The 21874-nt window shown below is 70.0% G+C and carries 21 protein-coding genes; 17 read left to right on the top strand and 4 right to left on the bottom strand.

Features of this window, described 5'->3' with window-relative positions; genetic code table 11:
• The first annotated feature begins 130 nt into the window (after positions 1–130).
• The 10 genes from PV396_RS36705 (at position 131) to fabG (ending at position 10091) form a co-directional block, all read left to right on the top strand.
• Positions 131–1150 carry a beta-ketoacyl-ACP synthase III gene (locus tag PV396_RS36705; protein WP_319212198.1) on the top strand — a complete coding sequence of 340 codons (1020 nt, stop codon included), beginning with the start codon at positions 131–133 and terminating at the stop codon, positions 1148–1150.
• A 57-nt stretch (positions 1151–1207) separates the two neighbouring features.
• Positions 1208–1450 carry an acyl carrier protein gene (locus PV396_RS36700; protein ID WP_319212197.1) on the top strand — a complete coding sequence of 81 codons (243 nt, stop codon included), beginning with the start codon at positions 1208–1210 and terminating at the stop codon, positions 1448–1450.
• Positions 1447–2667: a beta-ketoacyl-ACP synthase II gene (locus PV396_RS36695; RefSeq protein WP_319212195.1), complete on the top strand. Its 1221-nt coding sequence runs from the start codon at positions 1447–1449 to the stop codon at positions 2665–2667. The genes PV396_RS36700 and PV396_RS36695 overlap by 4 nt, the downstream gene beginning before the upstream one ends.
• A 79-nt stretch (positions 2668–2746) precedes the next feature.
• Positions 2747–4594, top strand: a complete 1848-nt coding sequence (locus PV396_RS36690; protein WP_319212194.1) for an acyl-CoA dehydrogenase — start codon at positions 2747–2749, stop codon at positions 4592–4594.
• 2 nt (positions 4595–4596) lie between these two features.
• A complete protein-coding gene (locus tag PV396_RS36685) occupies positions 4597–5010 on the top strand; it encodes an acyl-CoA thioesterase (protein ID WP_319212192.1) in 414 nt (137 codons plus the stop codon).
• The gene (locus PV396_RS36680) at positions 5011–5913 is read left to right on the top strand and encodes a fumarylacetoacetate hydrolase family protein (RefSeq protein WP_319212190.1); all 903 of its coding nucleotides are present in this window, start codon (positions 5011–5013) and stop codon (positions 5911–5913) included.
• Complete coding sequence (locus tag PV396_RS36675; RefSeq protein WP_319212188.1) at positions 5910–6578, top strand: 4'-phosphopantetheinyl transferase family protein; 669 nt, start codon at positions 5910–5912, stop codon at positions 6576–6578. The genes PV396_RS36680 and PV396_RS36675 overlap by 4 nt, the downstream gene beginning before the upstream one ends.
• Before the next feature lie 2 nt (positions 6579–6580).
• The gene (locus PV396_RS36670) at positions 6581–8185 is read left to right on the top strand and encodes an acyl-CoA carboxylase subunit beta (RefSeq protein ID WP_319212186.1); all 1605 of its coding nucleotides are present in this window, start codon (positions 6581–6583) and stop codon (positions 8183–8185) included.
• 45 nt (positions 8186–8230) lie between these two features.
• Positions 8231–9313 carry a branched-chain amino acid aminotransferase gene (locus tag PV396_RS36665; RefSeq protein ID WP_319212184.1) on the top strand — a complete coding sequence of 361 codons (1083 nt, stop codon included), beginning with the start codon at positions 8231–8233 and terminating at the stop codon, positions 9311–9313.
• A 58-nt stretch (positions 9314–9371) separates the two neighbouring features.
• On the top strand, positions 9372–10091 hold the full coding sequence (gene fabG, locus PV396_RS36660) for a 3-oxoacyl-[acyl-carrier-protein] reductase (RefSeq protein ID WP_319212182.1): 720 nt from the start codon (positions 9372–9374) through the stop codon (positions 10089–10091).
• Between the two features lie 13 nt (positions 10092–10104).
• Here fabG and PV396_RS36655 read toward each other — a convergent pair whose 3' ends face one another.
• Positions 10105–10695: an XRE family transcriptional regulator gene (locus tag PV396_RS36655; protein ID WP_319212180.1), complete on the bottom strand. Its 591-nt coding sequence runs from the start codon at positions 10693–10695 to the stop codon at positions 10105–10107.
• A gap of 69 nt (positions 10696–10764) precedes the next feature.
• Here PV396_RS36655 and PV396_RS36650 point away from each other — a divergent pair, with 69 nt between their 5' ends.
• Positions 10765–11451, top strand: a complete 687-nt coding sequence (locus tag PV396_RS36650; protein WP_319212178.1) for an AzlC family ABC transporter permease — start codon at positions 10765–10767, stop codon at positions 11449–11451.
• Positions 11448–11771: an AzlD domain-containing protein gene (locus PV396_RS36645; RefSeq protein WP_319212177.1), complete on the top strand. Its 324-nt coding sequence runs from the start codon at positions 11448–11450 to the stop codon at positions 11769–11771. The genes PV396_RS36650 and PV396_RS36645 overlap by 4 nt, the downstream gene beginning before the upstream one ends.
• 50 nt (positions 11772–11821) lie before the next feature.
• On the opposite strand, the gene PV396_RS36640 is transcribed toward PV396_RS36645, so the two are convergent.
• A complete protein-coding gene (locus PV396_RS36640; protein WP_319212175.1) occupies positions 11822–12103 on the bottom strand; it encodes a helix-turn-helix domain-containing protein in 282 nt (93 codons plus the stop codon).
• 142 nt (positions 12104–12245) lie between these two features.
• Entirely contained in the window at positions 12246–13589 is a 1344-nt protein-coding gene (locus PV396_RS36635; protein ID WP_319212173.1) for a condensation domain-containing protein, read from the bottom strand.
• 831 nt (positions 13590–14420) lie between these two features.
• Here PV396_RS36635 and PV396_RS36630 point away from each other — a divergent pair.
• Genes PV396_RS36630 through PV396_RS36620 form a run of 3 tightly spaced genes read left to right on the top strand, consistent with a single transcriptional unit; the run spans position 14421 to position 17104 of the window.
• Positions 14421–15455: an ATP-binding cassette domain-containing protein gene (locus tag PV396_RS36630; protein WP_319212242.1), complete on the top strand. Its 1035-nt coding sequence runs from the start codon at positions 14421–14423 to the stop codon at positions 15453–15455.
• Positions 15456–15461: 6 nt separating this feature from the next.
• On the top strand, positions 15462–16289 hold the full coding sequence (locus tag PV396_RS36625) for an ABC transporter permease (RefSeq protein WP_319212171.1): 828 nt from the start codon (positions 15462–15464) through the stop codon (positions 16287–16289).
• Positions 16290–16333: 44 nt separating this feature from the next.
• Positions 16334–17104: an ABC transporter permease gene (locus PV396_RS36620; protein WP_319212240.1), complete on the top strand. Its 771-nt coding sequence runs from the start codon at positions 16334–16336 to the stop codon at positions 17102–17104.
• A 10-nt stretch (positions 17105–17114) separates the two neighbouring features.
• Here PV396_RS36620 and PV396_RS36615 read toward each other — a convergent pair whose 3' ends face one another.
• Positions 17115–18368, bottom strand: a complete 1254-nt coding sequence (locus PV396_RS36615) for a cellulase family glycosylhydrolase (RefSeq protein WP_319212169.1) — start codon at positions 18366–18368, stop codon at positions 17115–17117.
• Positions 18369–18453: 85 nt separating this feature from the next.
• On the opposite strand from PV396_RS36615, the gene PV396_RS36610 reads away from it, so the two are divergent.
• Both PV396_RS36610 and PV396_RS36605 read left to right on the top strand, forming a co-directional pair.
• Positions 18454–19548, top strand: a complete 1095-nt coding sequence (locus tag PV396_RS36610) for a BadF/BadG/BcrA/BcrD ATPase family protein (protein ID WP_319212167.1) — start codon at positions 18454–18456, stop codon at positions 19546–19548.
• A 92-nt stretch (positions 19549–19640) separates the two neighbouring features.
• Positions 19641–21860 (top strand): glycoside hydrolase family 3 N-terminal domain-containing protein, encoded by a 2220-nt coding sequence (locus PV396_RS36605; RefSeq protein WP_319212238.1) that lies wholly within the window; start codon positions 19641–19643, stop codon positions 21858–21860.
• Positions 21861–21874: the final 14 nt, after the last annotated feature.

The following is a 21874-nucleotide window of genomic DNA, read 5'->3' as shown; positions in this document are numbered from 1 at the left end:
TATCCACGGATTTCGTGGCCCACAATTGGTCTTTGGTTCACGGTCGAAGGCGTATGCACCAAAGGTCAATTGAGCCGGCCGCGCCCGGTGGGGAGAATCGTCGAAGAATCATCGACGAAGGGGGATTCTCATGGCGGCGGTGATCGAGGGGATCGGGGCATGGCTGCCACCTCGGATCGTCACGAACGACGATCTGTGCACGACACTCGACTCGACCCACGAATGGATAGAGACCCGGACCGGTATATCCGAGCGGCGCATGGTGTCGGAGGGTATGTCGACCCGTGATCTGGCCGTCGAGGCAGGCGTGAGGGCGTTGAAGTCGGCCGGTGCCGCGACGGTCGACGCCGTCGTGCTCGCGACCACGTCCTTCGACCGGTTGTGCCCCGCGGTGGCGCCGGAGGTCGCGCATCTGCTCGGGCTCGGCACGGTTCCCGCCTTCGACCTGACGTCGGCGTGCAGCGGTTTCCTCTACGGGCTCGCCACCAGTGGCGGACTGATCGCATCGGGCGTGGCCGACCGCGTGCTGTTCATCGGGGCGGAAGCCTTCACCACTCTGGTCAACCCCGAGGACCGCGGCACGGCGCCGATCTTCGGAGACGGCGCGGGCGCGGTGGTCCTGCGCCGGGGCGACGCCGACGAGCCAGGAGCGCTCGGGGTGTTCGACCTCGGCAGCGACGGTGCGCGCGCCGATCTGCTTGCCATCCCCGCGGGCGGTTCGCGTCAGCGCTCGGCCTCGGCGGGACTGGGCCACGACACGGTCCCGGTCGAGGACTGGTATCTGCGGATGGAGGGCCGGCCGCTCTTCCAGCAGGCCGTGGAGCGGATGGCCGAGTCGTCGCGCGGTGTGCTCGACCGCACCGGATGGTCCGTCGCGGACGTCGACTGGTTCGTGGGCCACCAGGCCAACGTCCGCATCGTCAATGCCGTGGCGGACGAACTGGAGCTGGCGAGGGATCGCGTCGCGGTCAACATCGGCAGGGTCGGGAACACGCTGGCCGCCTCGGTCCCGCTGCTGTTGAACGACATCGCGCACACCGGTGCCCTCCGGCCCGGTCACCGTGTGCTGCTGTCCGCGTTCGGCGCGGGCCTTTCCTGGGGATCGACCGTGCTCACCTGGCCGGACATCCCGGTCGAGGCTGTGCGGTAGCCGTCCCCGCCAAGAGTTCTGTCAATGTCAGGCCAATTATTTTGGAAGGAAAAAAGAATGAGCTCTGTCCAGGATTCCGTCATCGAGGTCTTCTCCGCCAGGTTCGAGATCGACAAGGAGTCGATCACGCTGGACGCGACCTTCGACGATCTGGGTCTCGATTCCCTTTCCCAGCTCGAACTCGCCACTGCCGTGAAGAAGCGGCTCGGAGTGGATATCTCCGACGAGGAGCTGTCCGAGATATCCGTGGTTTCCGACCTGGTCTCCCTGGTCGAGAAGAAGTGGGTGAACGTCCGATGACTCCTTTCGGCGCGGCGATCACCGGAATCGGGCTGGTGACGCCGGCCGGGATCGGGGTCGAGGAGAACTGGCGGAACGTCCTCGGGGCGAAGAAGACGGCCGCCCATGATGCCGGACTGACGGATCTTCCCGTGGACATCGCGTGCCGGGTACCGGACTTCTCCCCGGCACGCAGCGGACTGCGCAACGCCTGGCAGTTCGACCGGTACGCGCAGTTCGCCATCGTGGCCGCGCGCGAGGCCCTGGCCGATGCCGGCCTCAGGCCGGGGGCCTGGGCGGACAGCGCCCGGGTGGCCGTGGTGATCGGCTCGGGTGCCGGCGGTACGGCGACGCTCGAGGCCCAGCACAGGGTCCTCCTGGAGGAGGGTCCTTCGGAAGTCTCGTCCATGACCCTGCCCATGGGGCTGCTCAACATGGCGGCCGGTCAGCTGGCGATCGACATCGGAGCCAACGGCCCCTGTCTGGCGCCCTGTTCGGCCTGCGCCTCCGGGGCCAGCGCCATCGGGATCGGGCGCGAGATGCTGCGGACCGGTGTCGCCGACATCGTCGTCGCCGGCGGCGCGGAGGCCCCCGTCACGCCCCTGTACGCGTCGACGTTCGCCCGGATGCGCGCGCTGTCGCGGCGCACGGACACACCGGGGACGGCGTCACGGCCCTTTGACGCGACACGGGACGGCTTCGTCCTCGGCGAGGGTGCCGGAGTGGTCGTCCTGGAGTCCGAGGAACACGCCAGGGCACGCGGTGCGCGCACGTACGGGAAGGTCATCGGCTACGGCGCCTCGGCCGACGCCCACCACGTGACGTCCCCGCATCCTGAGGGACGAGGCGCCGAACTGGCGGTACGCGCGGCGCTCACCGACGCCGGGGTGAGCGGATCCGACGTGCGGTACGTCAACGCGCACGGCACCTCCACCCCGCTCAACGACGTCGTCGAGGCGAGTGTGATTCGCCGCGTGATCGGCACCGACGCGGCGGTGAGCTCCACGAAAGGGGTCACCGGACACCCGCTCGGCGCGGCCGGCGCCATCGAGGCGGCCTTCGCCGCGCTCGCCGCGCACCACGGGCTCGTCCCGCCGACGGCGAATCTCGAGGAGCCGGACTCCCGCATCGATGTGGACCTCGTCCGCAAGGAGCCGCGCCCCGGCTCCGTCGACATCGCTCTGAGCAATTCCTTCGGCTTCGGCGGCCAGAACACGGCGCTGCTGATCGCCGCCTGACCCCGAAGCCCTGACCGATTACGCACATGCACCGACCACGCACATGAACCGACCACGCACATGAGGAGACCGAGACGCGATGACCAGTGCCACGGTTTTAGGGCCGGCCGAGTCCGACGAGGGTGATGCCGGTCGCGCGGAGCTGAGCCGGCTGATCTTCGACGGTACCTATGAGGACGTGCACGCCGACATCCGTGCGCTGTTGCTGGACCCGGCCTTCGACGCCCGCGACGGGCTGAGCCTGCCCGAGGCGGGGCGGCTGGCCTACGAGCGGTCCCGCTTCGTGCACGGGCGCCTCGAGCGGCCGCTGGAGATCCTGAAGAACCCGCGCCGGCTGTTCGCGCTGGCCGAATGGCCCTCCCTGCTGGACGTGTCGACGTTCTCGCTGCTGATGGTCCACTACAACCTCTGCCTCGGCACCGTGGCGGAGCACGGCGGTGACCGGGAGGACCTCAAGGACCACCTCGAGGAACTCGACAGCCTGGAGTCGTTCGGCCCGTACATGGCCACCGAACTCGGCTACGGCAACAACGTGGCGGCGCTGCGCACGGAAGCGGTGTACGACCGGCACACCGAGACCTTCGTGATCAACACGCCGGACCCGCTCGCACAGAAGTACATGTCGTACAGCGGCTTCCAGGATGTCCCGAAGGTCGCGGTGGTACTGGCCCGGCTGAAGGCCGACGGGAAGGACCACGGCGTCTATCCCTTCGTGGTCCGCATCAGCGACGCCGGGGGCCTGTGCGAGGGCATCCACGCCGCGCCCTGCCCGGAGAAACCCGTACAGGGCCTCGACAACGGACTGACCTGGTTCGACCACGTACGCGTGCCGCGCCGTAACCTGCTCCTCGGCGACAGGGGCGAGTTCACGCCGGAGGGTGCCTTCAAGCCCGGCGCGGGCAACCAGCGCAAGCGGTTCCTGAAGGCGATGAGCCGCATCCAGCCCGGCAGGCTCTGTGTGTCGAGCGCGGCCGTCGGAGCGGGCCGGGCGAGCGTGTACATCGCCCTGAGGTACGCGGCGCGGCGACTCACCAACGCCCCCGGCCGCAACGACATGCCCGTCATCGAGTACCGAAGCCACCAGCTGTCCCTCTTCACCCAGCTGGCCAAGGTCTACGCGATGACCTTCCTGCTCAACCACGCCAAGCGCGCCTATCTGCGCGAGGCCGGCGAGATCTCCGCCGAGCTGGGTGTGCTCATCGCGCTCACCAAAGCTCTCACCACCTGGGAGATGACGGAGACCGTCGCCGTCTGCCGGGAACGCTGCGGCGCCCAGGGCATCTTCAGCGCCAACCGGATCGCGGACTACGGTTCCCTGCTCCAGGGCCTGGTCACCGCCGAGGGCGACAACCAGGTGCTCCTCGCGACCACCGCGGGCCAGTTGCTCGCCCGGCCCGCCGCCGAGACCGCCGGGGCGACGCGCGCCGAGCGTGGCCCCCACGGTCTCCTGGACGTGCGCCTGCTGGTGGAGATCCTGGGTGAGCGGGAGCGGTCCCTGCACGAGGAGGGTCGCGCCAGGATGTCCGACGACAGCGGGCGCACGTACTTCGAAGCGTGGAACTCCACGATGAACTCCGCGCTCGCCATGGCCCGTACGCGAGCGGTACGGGTGGCACTCGAATCCTTCGAGGCCGCCGTCGGCGAGGCGCACGAGCCGTCCGTCCGCGTGGCGCTGCGCGAACTGGCCCTGCTCTACGCGCTGACCGAGGTGCGGCGCGACGCGGGCTGGTACCTGGCGCAGGGTGCGCTGACCGCCGATGAGGTGCGGGCGCTGCCCGATCTGCTCGACGAGGTGTGCACCCGCGTCCTGCCGTACACATCGCTGCTGATCGACGGCTTCCGGCTGTCGCCCGAGCTGCTGCGCGCCCCGATAGCCGCAGACGACTACGTCTCCGCGTTCCAGTCACTCACCGGCGGAGGGAAGTGACCATGGCCCGGCACGTGTACCACTGCCCGCTGCGCTGGGCGGACATGGACGTCTACGGGATCGTCAACAACGTCAACTTCCTTCGGTACCTGGAGGAGGCGCGCGTCGATCTCGTCTTCCGAATGGCACCGACCGAGGGCGACGCGTTCTTCAAGGACGGTTCCGTGGTGGTGAGTCACCAGATCTCGTACAAGAGGCAACTGACCCACCGACACGAGCCGGTCGAGATCGAGATGTGGGTGTCACGGCTCGAGTCGGCCACCGTCGCCATCGACTACGAGGTCAAGGACGGCGACACCGTGTACGCGTCCGCGTCGACGGTCATGGCTCCGTTCGACTACAGGGCGGGACGCCCGCGTCGGCTCACCGACGCGGAGTCCACCTTCTTCGAGAAGTACCTCGAAGAGGGGGAGTGAATGCGCCTGCTGCGGATCGGACCGCCGGGGCAGGAACGCCCGTGCGCCGTCCACCCGGACGGTACGACGCGCGACCTCTCGGCCTGGGTTCCCGACTGGAGCGGTGCCGCGCTCGATCCCGGCCGGCTCCGTGAGCTCGGCCGGCGTCTGGCCCGTGAGGGTTCGCGGCTGCCTGTCGCCGGCCCGCACGAGCGGGTCGGCCCGCCCGTACGGCCCGGCGGCCATGTGTTGTCCATCGGCCTGAACTACCGCGCGCACGCGGCGGAGGCCGGGATGGAGGTGCCCGACGAGCCCTATGTCTCCAGCAAGGCGCCTTCGACGGTCGTCGGGCCCTTCGACGACCTTGTCATTCCGCCCGGCAGCCTGAAGACGGACTGGGAGGTGGAACTGGCCGTGGTCATCGGGCGCCGTGCCCAGTACCTGCCCGGCCGGCAGCACGCTCTCGACCACGTCGCCGGCTTCTGCACGGCCGACGACGTCTCGGAACGCGGCTGGCTGCTGGAGCGCGGCGGTCAGTGGATCAAGGGCAAGTCGTTCGAGACCTTCACCCCGCTGGGGCCGCACCTGGTGACCCCGGACGAGGTGGGCGATCCGCGGTCGCTGAGGCTGACCTGCCATGTGAACGGTCGTCGGATGCAGGACGGCCACACCGGCGACATGGTCTTCGACGTCGCCCATGTCGTCTGGTATCTCAGCCAGTTCACGGTGCTGCAGCCAGGAGACGTCGTACTGACCGGTTCCCCCGCGGGCATCTCGCTGGCCCGGCCCGACGTGGACTTCCTGCGCCCCGGGGACCTGCTGGAGGTGGAGGTGGGCGGGCTCGGCGCGCAACGCCAGCGCTGCCGTGCCTTCCAGAGCGAGCGAGAGGCCGTCACCGCCCCCGGCTCGACGGAGGGCCGATGATCGAGGAGGTCGTCCCGGGGTACGTCGCGGGCCACGAGGCGTACGGGGACTCGGAGGGCATCACCCTGCACCCGGGGGAGGAGGCCGTCGCACGCGGCTTCGCGGCTTCGCGGCGCGCGGCGTTCACGACCGGGCGGTACTGCGCCCGCCGAGCCCTGGCGGACCTGGGGGAGACCCCTGGGGCGATCCTGAGAACGCCCGGCGGAGCCCCGCACTGGCCGGCCTCGGTGGTCGGGAGCATCACCCACTGCGACGGCTATCGCGCGGCCGCGGTCGCGAGCCGGGAGCGGGCCGCGGCGGTCGGCATCGACGCCGAGCCGAACCGCGAAGTCCCCGAGGACGTACTGGAGTTCATCTCCACACCGCAAGAACGCCGCCTCGTGGGGGAGTTGCTTGCCGGTGGGGGCGAGGTGCGCTGGGACCGCCTGCTCTTCTGCGTCAAGGAGAGCGTCTACAAGGTCTGGCATCCGCTGACCGGGCTCTTCCTCGGCTTCCGGGAGGCCGAGGTCGGCTTCGCGGCCGACACGGCGGAGTTCGACGTACGGCTGCGCCCTCGCGGCGGGCGGCACCAGCGCCTTCCCGAGACGCTGTGCGGCCGCTGGACCAGTCGCGACGGCTTGCTGCTCACCGCGATCACGCTGTCGGTCACAGAAGGAGAGAGCTAGTCATGCCCCCTCAGACGCAGACGCAGACGCAGACGTGTGACGATCCGACGGTCCCCGGTGACGCCATGAGGCGCCTGAACGAGCTGCGTGAGATCAAGCGGGCGGCGCGCCGCGGACCGAGCGAGCGCGCCACGCGGGCCCAGCACGCCAAGGGCAAGCTCACCGCCCGTGAGCGGATCGAACTGCTGCTGGACCCGGGCACGTTCACCGAGGTGGAGACCCTGCGCCGGCACCGGGCCACGGGCTTCGGCCTGGAAGCGAAGCGACCGCACACGGACGGCGTGGTCACCGGATGGGGCCGCGTGGAGGGTCGCACGGTCTTTGTGTACGCCCACGACTTCCGTATCTTCGGCGGTGCCCTGGGCGAGGCCCACGCTGAGAAGATCCACAAGATCATGGACATGGCCGTGGCGGCCGGCGCGCCGCTCGTCTCCCTCAACGACGGCGCGGGCGCGCGCATCCAGGAGGGCGTCAGCGCGCTCGCGGGCTACGGGGGCATCTTCCGCCGCAACGCCCAGGCCTCGGGCATCGTCCCGCAGATCTCGGTGATCCTGGGCCCGTGCGCCGGTGGTGCCGCGTATGCCCCGGCGCTGACCGACTTCGTGTTCATGGTCCGCGGGACGTCGCAGATGTTCATCACCGGGCCCGACGTGGTCAGGGCGGTCACCGGCGAGGAGGTCACACAGAACGGGCTCGGCGGCGCGGACGTCCACGCCGCGACGTCCGGCGTCGCGCATTTCTCGTTCGACGACGAGGCGACCTGCCTCGCCGAGGTGCGGTACCTGCTGTCGCTGCTGCCCGCCAACAACCGGGAGATGCCGCCCGTCTGTCCTACGACCGACCCACCCGACCGGCGCTGCGACGACCTGCTGCACATCGTCCCGACGGACGGCAAGGTGCCGTACGACATGATGGACGTCATCGAGGGGTTCGTGGATGACGGCGAATGCCTCGAGGTCCACGAGCGCTGGGCGCCCAACGTGATCTGCGCGCTGGCGCGCGTCGGCGGCCGGACGGTCGGGATCGTGGCCAGCCAACCCCTGCGCCTCGCCGGTGTGCTGGACATCAGGGCCTCGGAAAAGGCCGCTCGCTTCGTGCAGATGTGCGATGCCTTCAACATTCCGCTCATCACGTTGCTCGACGTACCCGGATTCCTGCCCGGTGTCGCCCAGGAGCACGACGGCATCATCCGGCACGGCGCCAAGCTGCTCTACGCGTACTGCACCGCCACCGTGCCCCGCGTCCAGCTGATCCTGCGCAAGGCCTACGGAGGGGCGTACATCGTGATGGACTCCCGCTCCATCGGGGCGGACCTGGCCTTCGCCTGGCCGACCAACGAGATCGCCGTGATGGGCGCGGAAGGCGCCGCGAACGTCGTCTTCCGCCGGCGGATCGCCGAGGCGGAGGACCCCGAGGCGGTACGCGAGCAGGTCGTCAAGGAGTACAGGGCGGAGCTCATGCATCCGTACTACGCGGCCGAACGCGGGCTCGTCGACGATGTGATCGACCCGGCCGACACCCGCGACATTCTTGTCCGCGCGCTGACGATGCTGTGCGCCAAGCGCGCCGAGCAGCCGGCGCGCAAGCACGGCAACCCACCTGTCTGATCCCCCGCCCCCCGTCCCCCCGCCCCGCAGTCCCGGAGGAATCCCATGCCGGTCGAGTTCAGCCATCAGCCCGCCGTCCCCACCCCGGACTCCGAGCGGGAGCGGCTGATGTCCGACCCCGTCTTCGGGGAGGTGTTCACCGATCACATGGTGACGATCAAGTGGGCTGACGGGCGGGGTTGGTACGACGCCCGGGTCGAGCCGTACGGCCCGATCGCTCTTGAGCCCTCCGCCCAGGTCTTCCACTACGGACAGGAGATCTTCGAGGGCATGAAGGCGTATCGCCGACCGGACGCGTCCGTGGTGTCCTTCAGGCCGTACGCCAACGCCGCGCGGCTGAACGCCTCCTGCCGGCGGATGGCGATGCCGCCTCTCCCCGAGGACACCTATGTCGAGGCGCTGGAACGGCTGGTCGCCGCCGACCAGAAGTGGGTTGCCCACCGGCCCGGACACAGCCTGTACCTAAGGCCGTTCATGATCGCGACGCAACGGTCCATCGGTTTCTACCAGCCGTCCACCGAATACCTGTTCGTGGTGATCGCGTCGCCCGCCGCCGCCTACTTCAAGGGCGGGCCCCGGCCGGTCTCCGTGTGGGTGCCGGGCGAGCACGTGCGCGCGGCGCCGGGCGGCACAGGCGCGGCGAAGTGCGGCGGCAACTACGCGGGGACGCTGCCGGCCATGGAGGAGGCCCGACGGCAAGGCTGTGACCAGGTGGTGTGGCTGGACGCGGTGGAGCGGCGCTGGGTGGAGGAGATGGGCACCAGCAACCTGTTCTTCGTCTACGGAACCCGGCTGGTCACCCCGGAGCTGACGGGCACTCTGCTGCCGGGAATCACCAGGAACTCACTGCTGACCCTGGCCGGGGATCTCGGCCACACGGTGGAGGAGGGGCGCATCAGCGTGGATCAGTGGCGTGCGGACGCGGAGTCCGGAGCGCTCACGGAGGTGTTCTCGTGCGGGACCTCGTCGATGATCACCCCCGTGAGCCGGGTCAGGAGCGCCGACGGCCAGTGGACGGTGGCCGGCGGAGAGGTCGGGCCCGTCACCCTGCGGCTGCGGGAGGAGCTCATGGGCATCCAGTCCGGCGAGCGGCCCGACCCCTACGGCTGGGTCCACAAGCTTGTCTGAGCACCGTCCGCCCGCCGCACCCAGGAATGACCGAAGAAACGATCGAAGGGAGGATCCGGTGGGCCGATCCGTACTCGTCACCGGAGGCAACAGGGGCATAGGCCGCGCGGTCGCGCTTGCCTTCGCCGAGGCCGGCGAGCGGGTGGCGATCACCTACCGCTCCGGCGAGCCGCCCCGTGATCTCGTGGACGCGGGCTGTCTCGCGGTGCGCTGCGACGTCACCGACCCCGAGCAGGTGGAGATGGCGTTCAAGGCCGTCGAGGCACAGCACAGTCCGGTGGACGTGCTGGTCGCCAACGCCGGCATCACGCGGGACAACCTGTTGTTGCGCATGCCGGAGGACGATCTCGCCGCGGTGCTCGAAACGAACCTCGTCGGCGCCTTCCGCGTCGTCAAACGGGCCACGGCGGGCATGCTGCAGGCCCGCAGGGGGCGAATCGTCCTGGTCTCGTCCGTGGTCGGTCTGCACGGTTCCGCCGGCCAGACCAACTACGCCGCCTCCAAAGCGGGGTTGACGGGCCTGGCCCGCTCCTACGCCCGTGAGATGGGTCCGCGCGGCATCACCTGCAACGTCGTGGCCCCCGGCTTCGTCGACACCGACATGACCCGGGCCCTGACCGAGAGGCAGCGCGAGGCCGCGCTCGGGAAGGTCCCGCTGGCGCGTCCCGCCGCTCCGGAGGAGATCGCGGCGACGGTACGGTTCCTGACGTCGGACGACGCCTCGTACATCACCGGTGCCGTCATCCCCGTGGACGGCGGCATGGGGATGGGGCACTGACCGCTCCGGGCCCCTACACGTGCTCGCTGACCAGCACGGCCCAGGTGCCCGGCTCCAGCGCGCGGAACACGTGGGGCAGATCGGCCGGGTAGGTGATGGCGTCACCCGGGCCCAGTTCCACGGCGTCGTCGGCCGGCCCCACCAGCGCGCGGCCGGCGCCCAGCACCACATGCTCCACGACTCCCGGCATGTGGGGGTCCGACAGCCGCTGGTGCCCCGGCTCGGCGGTGACGCGGTAGACGTCGCGGCGCGCGCCGGGCGGGCAGGCCGACAGGAGTACGGCGTGGTAGTCGGCCTGGGCGGAGGAGACGGCGGCGCCTTCGCCGGCCCTGATCACCTGGACCCGGGGCTGGTGCGGTTCCACCAGCCGGGAGAACGGCGTGTCCAGTGCCACGCAGAGCGCCCAGAGGGTCTCCAGACTGGGGTTGCCCGCGCCCGACTCCAGTTGGGAGAGGGTGGATTTGGCGATGCCCGCCCGCTGCGCGACCTCGCTGAGGCTCAGACCGGTACGGCTGCGTTCCCGGTGCAGAGCGGCGGCGATGGCCTTCATCGGGGGCTTGTCGGAGCCGGCCGCCGGTGGTCGTTGCGGTGGTGGTGTCTTCATGGGGCGTTCGCTCCAGCGGTCGACTGTTCGCCTTGACGAACGATCTGTGGGATGTTCATCATGAACTCCATGCGTTCGATATGGAGAACTCTAGAGCGCCAGGTGTTACGGGACGTGGCCCTGGTGTGTCTGGCGGTCGGTGTCATCGGCCTGTCCTACGGCGCGATCGCGGTGTCATCGGGTTTCCCTCTGTGGGTGCCCGTGCTGCTGGGCGTGCTCGTCGTCGCCGCGTCCTCGGAGTTCCTGTTCATCGGGATCATCGCCGCCGGTGGCAGCCCGATCGCGGCCGTGCTGGCGGGACTGCTCGTCAACGCCCGGCACCTGCCCTTCGGGCTGGCGATTCCGGAGGTGATCGGCCGTGGCTGGCGCCGGTTCCTCAGCACCCATCTGATGAACGACGAGACCGTTGTCTTCGCCCTGGCGCAGAAGGACCTCCCCGCCAAGCGCGCCGCGTACCGGCTGTGCGGACTGGGCATTCTGGTGTGCTGGCCGCTGGGCGCCCTCCTGGGCGGTATGGCCGGTTCGGTGATCAAGGACACGGACGCCCTGGGCCTGGACGCCATGTTCCCGGCAGTGATCCTGGCGCTGATCCTGCCGGCCCTGCGCGACCGGAAGACCCGGACCGCGGCCCTCGCCGGTTCGGGCGCCGCTCTGGTCGCGACACCGTTCCTGCCGGTCGGGCTCCCCGTCCTGCTGGCGTTGGCCGGGGTCGTCCTGGCGACCGGGCGAGTACGAGAGGAAGAGAGCGCGCGATGACGAACACTCCGTTGCTCGTCGGGGCGATGCTCGTGCTCGCGGTCGGAACGTACGCGTTCCGACTCGCGGGCCCGACGCTGCGCTCCAGGGTCGAGTTCCCGCCCGCGGTGGAGAAGCTCATGGAGCGCTCCGCCGTCGTGCTGCTCACCGCGCTGGTCGTCACCACGGCCCTGTTCGAGGCCCATGAGTGGGCGGGGGCGGCACGCCCGGTCGGAGTGCTGGTGGGCGGGCTCCTCGCTTGGCGCAAGGTGCCGTTCGTCGTGGTCGTCCTGGCGGCCGCCGCCTGCACGGCCCTGCTGCGGCTGGCGGGTGTGTCCTGATCGCGTCCGCCGGCCGTCCGGTGCGCGGACGGCGGCGGGAATCCGCCTGATCAGCCGTGTCCGAGGGAGTGCAGGACGGGCGTGGAGCAAGGCGGTGAGGGCAGCAGGGGCGAGGTGCGGTTGCCGCTGTGCACCGCCCAGGCGAAGGCGACGATCCCCGCCTGCAGACGGGACTCCACGTCGAGTTTGGCCAGTACCTGGGCCACGTGGGCCTTCACCGTCCGCTCGGTGACCTTCAGGAACGTCGAGATCGAACGGTTCGAAGCGCCCTCGGCGAGCAGGCAGAACACCTCGAACTCGCGTTGGGACAGGGCGGGGACCTTCTCGAACAAGGTCCCCCACAGAGGGTCGTGGTCGGCGGTACACGGTCCCCGGCGGGCGCTGTGCGCGGGGATCGGGGCAGTTTGCGTGGCGATTGCGGACTCCTGTCGTGTGAGTCGGCCGGCGCGGCCGGGTCGGGGTCGTGCTCCGCCGTCAGGAGGGAGGAGCCGTCGCGTCCGCCGAGGCCCTCGAACCGCCTGGCCGGGGCAGCTGCCGCGGGCGTCGTCCGCCTGCCAGGGTCCACACCGCGTCGACGATGTCCCGCATGAACAGCTCACCCGGCCGGGTGAGTTCGGCGTCCAGGCACCAGGCGAGCCGGAGCGCGATGCTGTGCTTCTCCTGCAGGACGGTGAGCATCAGCTGCGGTCCGTGCCGCCGCTCCTCCTCGACGACGATCTCCTCGTCGGGGAACGGCCAGCGGGCGATGGATGCCTCGAGCGGGCCCTTCTCCCGCTCGGTGAACGCGTGCAGCGACGCGTCGGTGAAGTTGAACAGGGCGCCGGCCGCTCTGATCGAATCCGCGCCGGGCAGCACCCGGTCCCTGATCGCGTCGGCCTCGGCACGGTCGATGTGAGCGAACTCACCGGCCTGGGCCTGCCGGACGAAGGTCCGCCGTGCGACGCGGGACAGGTCCGCCGGTGACGGAATGTCCACGACCACCGGTGCCTGCATGAACATCTTGCTGGCGCAGGCCTTGACGTTCCCCAGCCATCTGTTGTGCGTCAGGGTCAGCACGCCCACTGCCCGCATGCCGCCCCAGCGGCACAGTGCCAGTCCGAATCCCGTCAGCAGCACCGTGGACACCGGCACCCGCAGTGCGGCAGAGGCGGCTTCGGCCGCCGTCAGCAACGAGGTGGAGCGCAGCACACAGGACGAGTGACGGTCCGAGGCGGCGGGACCGGCCTGCCGCCGGCCGTCGACTCCCGCCGGCGAAACCGCCGCCGAGCCGAGTTCCTCGAACTGCCGGGTCCAGTACCGTGACGCCCGTTCGAGGTGGCGCTGCCCGCTCTCGGACTCCTCCCAGCGCACGACGTCCAGAGGCTGAGTGATGTCCGTGCCACCGGTCGGCAGGGGGGGAAGCGTCCCGCGCAGCAGGCCCTCCAGGTCCTGGCGCATCACCTTCAGCCCCCATGCGTCCACGGCGCTGTGATCGGCCACCAGACCGATCTCCCGGACCCGTGGGCCCTCGGTCGACACCACCGCCTGGAACGGCCACTGGGTGGCCAGGTCGAACGAGGTGTGCCGGGCCCGGGTGAAGAGGTCCGTGGCCTCCCGGAAGCTCTCCACGCGGACGGCGGCCTCCACGTCGGGGGCGCGGACGGAGGTGACCCGTTGTGTGCCCCTGGGGTCGTCATCGAACCGCAGCAGGGTGCGCAGGGCTTCGTGCCGGCCGACCAGCCCGGTCACCGCCCCCATGACCTGCGCGACCGTGGCCCCCTGGCCGTCGGCCACGGCGAACAGGTTGTCCTCGTACGTCGCTTCGTTGTGTTCGGCCACCGCCTGAGGATCGGTGGGTCGTCCGGCGAACCAGTCGGCCTGCGACCAGTTCAACCGCCCTTCCCGTTCCCCCATTGAATCCTCAAAGCCTCCGGGCACAGCACCCACCTATCTGATCGACATTTCGGACGGAGAGATCATTTGCCGACCCTCCGCGCGACAACGTGAAGCATCCGGAGAATGGATGCGGGGAGGAGTTACATGTCCAGCGGCTCGGGCTCTTATGCGGGAAAGGACCGCGAATTCGGCGCTGTCCAAATAGTGGACACTCACCTCGGTTGATTCGCACAGGAAGTCCACAGGAGTCTTCCCGGTGGCGAATTGTGTGCCGCGAAATTGCAGCATCCAGCGAGAAGCGATGTCAAGACAGGGGGCTTTCCGGCCACACCATATTCCCGGGGCGAAGTGGCGCGCACTCTCCGACGGAGGGCGCGGGCTGTCGGAACGCGCACGTGCATGGGCGTTTCGGGTGCCCGCGCGAAGGTCTCGCGTCAAGCCCGGCGCGGTGGCTGATTTCCAACGTCTTGCCCTTCGTCCAACCGTCAGATTAAGCTCTGGGCGGCCCGATCGGTGGTGTGGACACCTGGCGTGAACACCCCGCAGCACTATGCCTGACAAGGCATTTACCGAGGTCCGTGCGCCCGGCGAACCCGGCGCACCCAGTGGCCGAGGCCCGGAGCGGCAAACCGGTCATCAACCGGCGCAGCGCCTGACGTGGGCGTCCGATATTTCGAACCCACGGTCATGAAACCCGCTTTCTCATGAAGTTTTCCCACGAAAGACCACGGGGGTCAGTCTGTGCTGCACAAGAGGTCCCGCGCCGGCGGCCCGGTGATACTGGCGGAAGGGTTGACAAAAACCTTCCGTACGGTCAGGCGTGTTCCAGGTTTTCGCGGCGCGGCGCGATCTCTTATCGCTCCGCAATGGGAAACAAAGGCGGTCGTGCAGGATGTGTCTCTCCATGTGAGACAGGGGGAGCTGCTTGCTCTACTGGGTCCGAACGGGGCGGGCAAGTCCACCACGATCAAGATGCTCACCGGAATCCTGCGACCGACGTCCGGAAGGGCTCGTGTAGCCGGCATCGACCCCCACCTCGAGCGGGAGAAGAACGCCAGAAACATCGGTGCGGTGTTCGGTCAGCGCACCCAGCTCTGGTGGGACCTACCGGTCCGCGAGTCCTTCTCCATCCTCAAGGACATCTACGGGATACCGGACGCCGACCACCGGGCTCGCCTTGCGGAGTTCGACGAGCTGCTCGCCCTCTCCTCCTTCCAGGACACGAGGGTGCGGCACCTGTCGCTGGGGCAGCGCGTGCGGTGCGATCTGGCGGCCGCGCTGCTGCACGACCCGCCCGTGGTGTTCCTGGACGAACCGACCATCGGCATGGATGTCGTCGCCAAGGAGCAGGTCCGTCGGTTCCTCCGGCACGAGGTGGAACAACGGGGCCGCACGGTGCTGCTGACCACCCATGACATGACGGAGGTCGAACGTCTCGCGGAGCGCGTGGTGCTCATCAACCACGGCCGCGTCGTGCTCGACGGATCACTGGACGACATCCGACGGACCTACGGATCGGCCTGGCAGATACACGTGACACTCGCCGACCCCGCGGACGGGATACGGCTGGACGGGCTCACCGTGGTCCGGCGGGACGGCCCACGGCTGTTCCTCGCACCCGATGACACGGTTCCCTTCACCGCGCATCAGGCGCTCAAGGAACTGATCCAGCACCACGACGTCGCCGAAGTCGGTATCGAACAGGCTGATCTCGAAGACGTGATGCGCGCCGCCTACCGCCACCAGGACGCCGAGGCCCCGGTCCCCGCCAGGGATCTTCTCGGCGCCTCGGACCGACGGGGCGGGTGAGCGCCCGTGACCACCGCGGCACAGGGCCGCGTCCGCCCGGGCCGGGCATGGCGAACCCTGCGGATCACACCGCTCGGCGAGTCGCTGGCGACGGGCCGGCTCGCGGCGACAGCCATACGTCTGGTCCTGCAGGTATTCCTGGTCACCTGCCTGTGGCGGGCCTTGTACGCCCAGACGGACAGCAGCGCGGGCCTGGACCGCGAACAGGCGGTCACCTTCGCCGTCGCGGCGGCGCTGCTCACCCGTGTGCGGGGGATCGACCGGCGGGCCGGACGGGACACCGTCTTCCAGCACCTGCAGTTCGGCACCATCGTCTACTGGTTCCTGCGGCCGCTCTCCCCGGGCCGCTATTACTTCTTCCGTGCTCTGGGGGAACAGCTCTACGCGCTGGCGTGGGCCGCCGCCGGCTACCTGGTGTGCCGTCTCTTCGGCCTCATCGAGGCGCCGGCGTCGGCGGCGGCCGGCATCCTGGCGCTGCTCAGCGTGTGCGCCGGCCAGGTCATCGTGTACTACCTCATGCTCCTGGTCGACCTGCTGTGCTTCTGGACGCTGAAGAACTACGCGGCCATTATGATCATCACCTTCGTGCAGAACCTGCTCTCCGGCGCGTTCGCGCCGCTGTGGTTCTTCCCCGACTGGTTCCGGACCATGAGTTCTCTGCTGCCGTTCCAGTCGACCCTCAACGTCCCGCTGTCGATCTACATCGGACGCATCCCGCTGTCCGACGTCCCGTTGGAGTTCCTCGTGCAGTTCGTCTGGGCCGTGCTTCTCGCGGTCGCGGCACGTGTGGTGTGGGCCCGGGCCGGCAGACGCGTCGTCTCCCAGGGAGGTTGAGCGTGCGGGCGTTTCTCGACGCATGGCGCGTCGCACTGCGGATCATGGGCCGAATAGTCCGGAGCTACATGGAGTTCCGCGTCGAGTTCGCGCTGACGGTGGCCATCGGGGCCATCTGGCAGATGTCCGTCATCGTGTTCGCCACGGTGCTGCTCGGCCGTTTCTCCGGGATGGGCGGCTGGAGCACGGACGCCGTTCTCCTCCTGGTGGGGCTGCGGATGCTGGCTCACGCCCTGTACGTGCTGTTCTTCGGACGCATCAGCGGCTTGACCGACATCGTCCAGGAAGGGCTGATGGAGGCCTACCTGCTGCGGCCCATGCCGGTGTACCGGCAGGTGCAGCTGACGTACTTCCCGAACAACGCGATCGGCGACCTCATCGTAGGGATCTCCCTGTCCACCGCAGCGATATCACGGGCGCAGGTGCACTGGACCGCGCCGAGAATCGCCTTTCTCGTCGCAGCCGTCACCGGGGGCGTCTTCGTGGAGGCGGCGATCTTCACCGCGCTGTCGAGCGCCGCTCTGCACTACCCCGCCGCCTCCTACTGGTCGAGTTGGGTCGAGGAACTGATGGGCACCTTCGGCAGCTACCCGCTCAAGATCCTTCCCGGAATCGTCAGCGGCATGTTCACCTTCCTCGTGCCGCTGGCCTTCGTCGCCTATCTGCCGACGGCCGTACTGACAGGGAACACGCACGGACTGGGCGTTCCCCTGGCGCTGGCGGTGGCGTCCCCGCTCATCGGTGTGCTCGCCTTCGTTCTTTCCCGTCGGCTGTGGCACTGGAGCCTGAGCCATTACACGGGAGTGAACGGCTAGCGCCCCCGGGTCAATCCGGCCGTACGACCTCCTTGATGTCCCGCGCCGTCAGGTGGGTTTCGTCCTCGGCGCGGTTCGCCAGGATCACCGCCGGGCGGGTGCCCTCCTCCCGCAGTCGCATCCACGCCTCGAAGTACGCGCCGCCAGGGCCCGAGATCGAACGGTTCCCCCAGGTGCAGTCCAGCACCAGCGCGGTCGTACGGGGTTCGGTCGGGCGGGGGTAGGCGCGCAGTTCTGCGACTGTTTCCGCCAGGGCCCCGGCGATGGGCTTCGGATTGCCCGTGGAGTCGAACAGGCCCAGTGTGTACTCCAGTTTGGGGAAGTCGGCCAGAGAGCGGTCGACGTCATGGGAGCACCACCACGTGACCCCGTACAGGTTGGCGCACTCGACGGCGTTGCGTACCGTCGCGCGGGCGAAGTCGGGGGCGTCCGCCGCCGGGATGTGCGGTTCGGGGGCGCCGGTCTCCTGGACCCACACCGGCCGGGCGGGGTCCTCGGCGTACGCGGTCGCCAGTTCCACGCCGTACTCCGCGAGATGCTGGACCTGCGGGGAGCGGGGGCCGTAGCGGCGGGCGCAGTCGGCCGAGAACACCCAGGGGTGGACGGTCGTCAGGTCGCCCTTTCCGGCCGAGGCCTCCGGGGTGAAGGGGTGGTCGTCGCTGTACCAGGCGGCGTCGTACGCGGAGTGGGTGACCAGGCCGGCCGTCGTGCCGAGGCCCGTTCGCGCGGCGGACAGCAAGGTGTCCAGGTAGTGGTCGATCTCCGACACCGTCACCGGGTTGTGTTCGACCAGGTTGTTGAGCTCGTTGCCGAGCTGGAGGCCCAGGAGGTTCGGGCGGCCGGCCAGAGCGCCGCCGAGGGTGCGCAGCAGCCGCGCCTGCGCCTCGATCGCCTCCGGGTCCGTGAAGACGTTGCGGTGGTGCCAGCTGCGCGTCCACTCCGGGTAGAAGTCGAAGCTGGAGAGGTGGCCCTGTACGCCGTCCACCATGACGTCGAGGCCCGCCTCGGCCGCCACGTCCACGAGCTGCGCCACCTGGTCGACGGCCGAGGCGCGGATCAGCGTGCGGTTCGGCTGGAGCAGCGGCCAGAGCGGGAAGATCCGTACGTGGTCCAGGCCCAGCCCGGCGATCTGGTCGAGATCCTCGCGCGCGAGGGCCGGGTCGAAGTCGTACCAGGAGTGGAACCAGCCCCGGCGCGGCGTGTAGTTGACGCCGAAGCGAGGAGTGGGAGAGGGGGAGGGAGATGGGGTGGGGGGTGTGCTCACGGGGGCCTCCTCCGACGGGCGGGTTGCGCCGGGCCCGCGAGTCGGGTCTTGTCCTCGGCGAATGTATGAACCACCATAGTGCGCGATGAGCAATGAATTGAACCAGGATTTGGGTCGGGGTTCGGATCATGCCCTCGTCGTCGGGATCGACGCCGGTGGCACCCGTACGCGCGCCCTGCTGGCGTCCGCCGCCGACGGGTCCCCGCTCGGTGAGGGTGTCGCCGGGCCGGGCAACGCCCTGACCGTTCCCGTGCCGCAGCTCACCGAGCACCTCGTCGAGGCCCTCGCCAAGGCTGTGCCGGAATCGGTCCGACCCCTGGTCGTCGCCGTCGCGGGCGGCTTCGCGGGCGCCGCCGGCACCGCCGACGAACCCGGCCGCCTCAACGCCCGTACCGCGCTGACGCAAGCCCTGCGGCGCCTCGGTATTCCCGCGCGCGAGATCCGGATCAGCAGCGACATCGAGGCCGCCTTCGCCGCCGCCCCGGGCGCCCCGGCGGACGGTCTGGCCCTCGTCGCCGGTACGGGTGCCGTCGCGATGCGCATCTCCGCCCGTCACTGCGAGAAGACCGTCGGCGGCGACGGCTGGCTCCTCGGCGACGACGGCGGCGGCTTCTGGATCGGCCGCGAGGCGGTCCGCGTCGCCCTGCGCATGGCGGACCGACGCGGCCCCGACACGGCTCTGGCGGCCCTGGTGGGACGGGAGTTGGGGGTGCCGGATGCGGTGCTCCCGTACGGAGGTGAAACATCGGCGTACGAGGGCGGGGCATCCTCGTACGAACGTGAGGTGTCCGCGTACGAAGGTGAGGGCGGCCTCGGGCAGGCCTGGGCCCGGGACGCCCGGGAGGCCTACCGCCGGCATGTCCTGCCCGCAGTCATGAGCGAACCGCCCGTCCGGCTGGCCCGGTTCGCTCCGCTGGTCGCCGGGGCGGCGCGGGCGGGGGACCTTCTCGCTCGGGCGATCCTCGACGAGGCTGCCGGTCATCTCGCCGACTGTGTACGGGCGTTGGAGCCGGTGCCGGGCGAGACAGTGGTCGCGACGGGCGGCCTTCTCGGGCCGGAAGGCCCGCTGACCTCCGCCCTGGACCCGCACCTGCGTGCCCTAGGCCTGGTCGCCCACTGGGTTCCGGACGGCAGCCGGGGCGCGGTCGCCCTGGCCGGACTCGCTATGGAGAACCAGTGACCGCGACCGCAGCCGCGACCTCCACCGTCAGCCCCCTCTACCGCGACCCCGCCGCCCCGGTCGCCGCCCGCGTCGCCGACCTTCTGGGCCGGATGACACTGCGCGAGAAGGTCGGCCAGCTCAACCAGCGGATGTACGGCTGGGACGCCTACCGTCGCCGCCCCGACGGCGGGTTCGAGCTGACCGAGGCCCTGTACGAGGAAACCGACCGCTTCGAAGGCCTCGGCGCCCTCTACGGCCTCCTCCGTGCCGACGCCTGGTCCGGTGTCGACCACTCGACGGGCGCCGGTGCGGACGCCGGCCCCGCACTGGCCCACCTGGTCCAGCGCCACGTACTCGAACGCAGCCGCCTCGGCATCCCCGCCCTCTTCGTCGAGGAGGTACCGCACGGCCTCATGGCCCTCGACGGGACCGTCCTCCCCGTCAACCTGGCCGTGGGCGCCACCTGGGACCCGGACCTGTACGAGCGTGCGGCTGCCCACGCCGCCGCCGAACTCCGCGCCCGTGGTGGCCACTTGGCCCTCGTCTCGGCCCTGGACATCGCCCGCGACCCCCGCTGGGGACGCACGGAGGAGTGCTTCGGGGAGGACCCCCACCTTGCCGCCCGCCTGACGGAGGCGCTGGTGAGGGGCATGCAGGGGGAGGGAGCGGGGGAGAGGGAGGCAGGAGAGGCGTTCGCTTCGGACAGGGCTCCGGTGGTTCTCAAACACTTCGCCGGGCAGGGCGCGACGGTCGGGGGGCGGAACTCCGCCGAGTCGGAGCTCGGTCCCCGTGAACTCCACGAGATCCACCTCCCGGCGGCCAGGGCCGGCGTACGGGCGGGAGCCGCAGCGGTCATGGCCGCCTACAACGAGGTGGACGGCATCCCGTGCTCGGCCAACGGCCCTTTGCTGAACGGGTTGTTGCGGGGCAGTGGAGGGCGCGGCTGGGGGTTCCAGGGGCTGGTCATGGCCGACGGGCTCGCCGTGGACCGCCTCGCCCGTATCACCGGAGACAAGGTCTCGGCGGGCGCTCTCGCCCTCAACTCCGGTATCGACCTGAGCCTTTGGGACGAGGGCTTCACGCATCTGGCGGAGGCGGTGGAACGAGGGCTGGTGGAGGAAACGGTGCTCGACGCGGCCGTGTCCCGGGTCCTGACCCTGAAATTCCGCCTGGGTCTCTTCGAACGCCCTTATGGGATACCTGAGTTGCCGTCCCCGGCGGCCGGTCGTTCCCTCAGTACGGCTCTGGCTCGCTCAGCCGTCACCCTCCTCCACGACAGGGCGGGCGTCCTGCCCGTCGACCCGGCGAAGGTCGAACGCATCGCCGTCATCGGCCCGCACTCCGCCACCACGGCCCACCAACTCGGCGACTACACGGCCCCCCAGCGCCCCGGCACGGGAACCAGCGTCCTGGCTGCCCTGAGCGACCTCGCCCTCCCGCGGACCGAGATCCGCCACGCCCGGGGCTGTGCCCTGACCGGCGACGACCTCTCCGGCATCCCCGAGGCGGTGGCCGCGGCAGCCGCCTCCGACCTGGCCGTTCTTGTCCTGGGCGGCAGCAGCGCCCGTACCCCGGACACCGAGTTCGACGCCAACGGCGCCGCCCGGACTGTCGTCTCGGAGATGACCTGCGGCGAGGGCGTCGACCTGGCAGACCTGCGCCTGGGCGGGGCCCAGCACGCCCTGCTGGACGCGGTGACGGCGACCGGCACACCCACGGTGGTCGTCCTGATCCAGGGCCGCCCGCACGCGGTCCCGGAGGCGGCGGAACACGCCGCCGCGCTGCTGACCGCCTGGTATCCGGGCCCCTGGGGCGGCGAGGCGATCGCCGAGATCCTCCTCGGCCACACCGCCCCGACCGGCCGCCTCCCCGTCTCTGTCCCGCGCTCGGCGGCCCAACTCCCCGTCTACTACAACCACAAGGACACGGAGTACGGCTCGTACGTGGACGAGGACGCCGAGCCCCTGTACTCCTTCGGGCACGGCCTGACGTACACGGCATTCGAGTACGGCGTCCCGAACATCGGCTCGGACGGGGCCAGTTGCGAGGTCGAGGTCACCAACACGGGTTCGCGGGCCGGGCGTACGGTCGTCCAGCTCTACATCCGCCCACTGCGTACGACGGTGTGGCCGCGCACCCTGGAGCTGCGCGCCTTCGAGAGCGTCGACCTTGCTCCGGGGGAGCGCCGGACGGTCACGTTCGCCCTCGGGGCGGAGCAACTCGCGCAGGTGGACGGCGACTTGGAGCGACGGGTGCTGCCGGGGAGTGTGGAGATCCGGGTGGCGGGGTCGGCGCGGGGGGCGTTGGACGCCGTACCGGTGATCCGCTGAAGGCACTTCGGGCG

This window comes from Streptomyces sp. ME02-8801-2C, from assembly GCF_033793965.1.
Taxonomy (GTDB): domain Bacteria; phylum Actinomycetota; class Actinomycetes; order Streptomycetales; family Streptomycetaceae; genus Streptomyces.
Note: the sequence above shows the minus strand (reverse complement) of the source record. Positions and strands in the feature narration are given on the sequence as shown.

Bases quoted from the DNA above. Each gene is read 5' to 3' on its own strand.
- PV396_RS36665 (WP_319212184.1), top strand. From the start codon at position 8,231: ATGCCGGTCGAGTTCAGCCATCAGCCCGCCGTCCCCACCCCGGACTCC.
- PV396_RS36690 (WP_319212194.1), top strand. From the start codon at position 2,747: ATGACCAGTGCCACGGTTTTAGGGCCGGCCGAGTCCGACGAGGGTGAT.
- PV396_RS36605 (WP_319212238.1), top strand. From the start codon at position 19,641: ATGACACTGCGCGAGAAGGTCGGCCAGCTCAACCAGCGGATGTACGGC.
- PV396_RS36700 (WP_319212197.1), top strand. From the start codon at position 1,208: ATGAGCTCTGTCCAGGATTCCGTCATCGAGGTCTTCTCCGCCAGGTTC.
- PV396_RS36610 (WP_319212167.1), top strand. From the start codon at position 18,454: ATGAGCAATGAATTGAACCAGGATTTGGGTCGGGGTTCGGATCATGCC.
- PV396_RS36655 (WP_319212180.1), bottom strand. From the start codon at position 10,695: ATGAAGACACCACCACCGCAACGACCACCGGCGGCCGGCTCCGACAAG.
- PV396_RS36685 (WP_319212192.1), top strand. From the start codon at position 4,597: ATGGCCCGGCACGTGTACCACTGCCCGCTGCGCTGGGCGGACATGGAC.
- PV396_RS36695 (WP_319212195.1), top strand. From the start codon at position 1,447: ATGACTCCTTTCGGCGCGGCGATCACCGGAATCGGGCTGGTGACGCCG.
- PV396_RS36675 (WP_319212188.1), top strand. From the start codon at position 5,910: ATGATCGAGGAGGTCGTCCCGGGGTACGTCGCGGGCCACGAGGCGTAC.
- PV396_RS36645 (WP_319212177.1), top strand. From the start codon at position 11,448: ATGACGAACACTCCGTTGCTCGTCGGGGCGATGCTCGTGCTCGCGGTC.
- PV396_RS36620 (WP_319212240.1), top strand. From the start codon at position 16,334: ATGGGCCGAATAGTCCGGAGCTACATGGAGTTCCGCGTCGAGTTCGCG.
- PV396_RS36705 (WP_319212198.1), top strand. From the start codon at position 131: ATGGCGGCGGTGATCGAGGGGATCGGGGCATGGCTGCCACCTCGGATC.
- PV396_RS36680 (WP_319212190.1), top strand. From the start codon at position 5,011: ATGCGCCTGCTGCGGATCGGACCGCCGGGGCAGGAACGCCCGTGCGCC.
- PV396_RS36650 (WP_319212178.1), top strand. From the start codon at position 10,765: ATGCGTTCGATATGGAGAACTCTAGAGCGCCAGGTGTTACGGGACGTG.
- PV396_RS36670 (WP_319212186.1), top strand. From the start codon at position 6,581: ATGCCCCCTCAGACGCAGACGCAGACGCAGACGTGTGACGATCCGACG.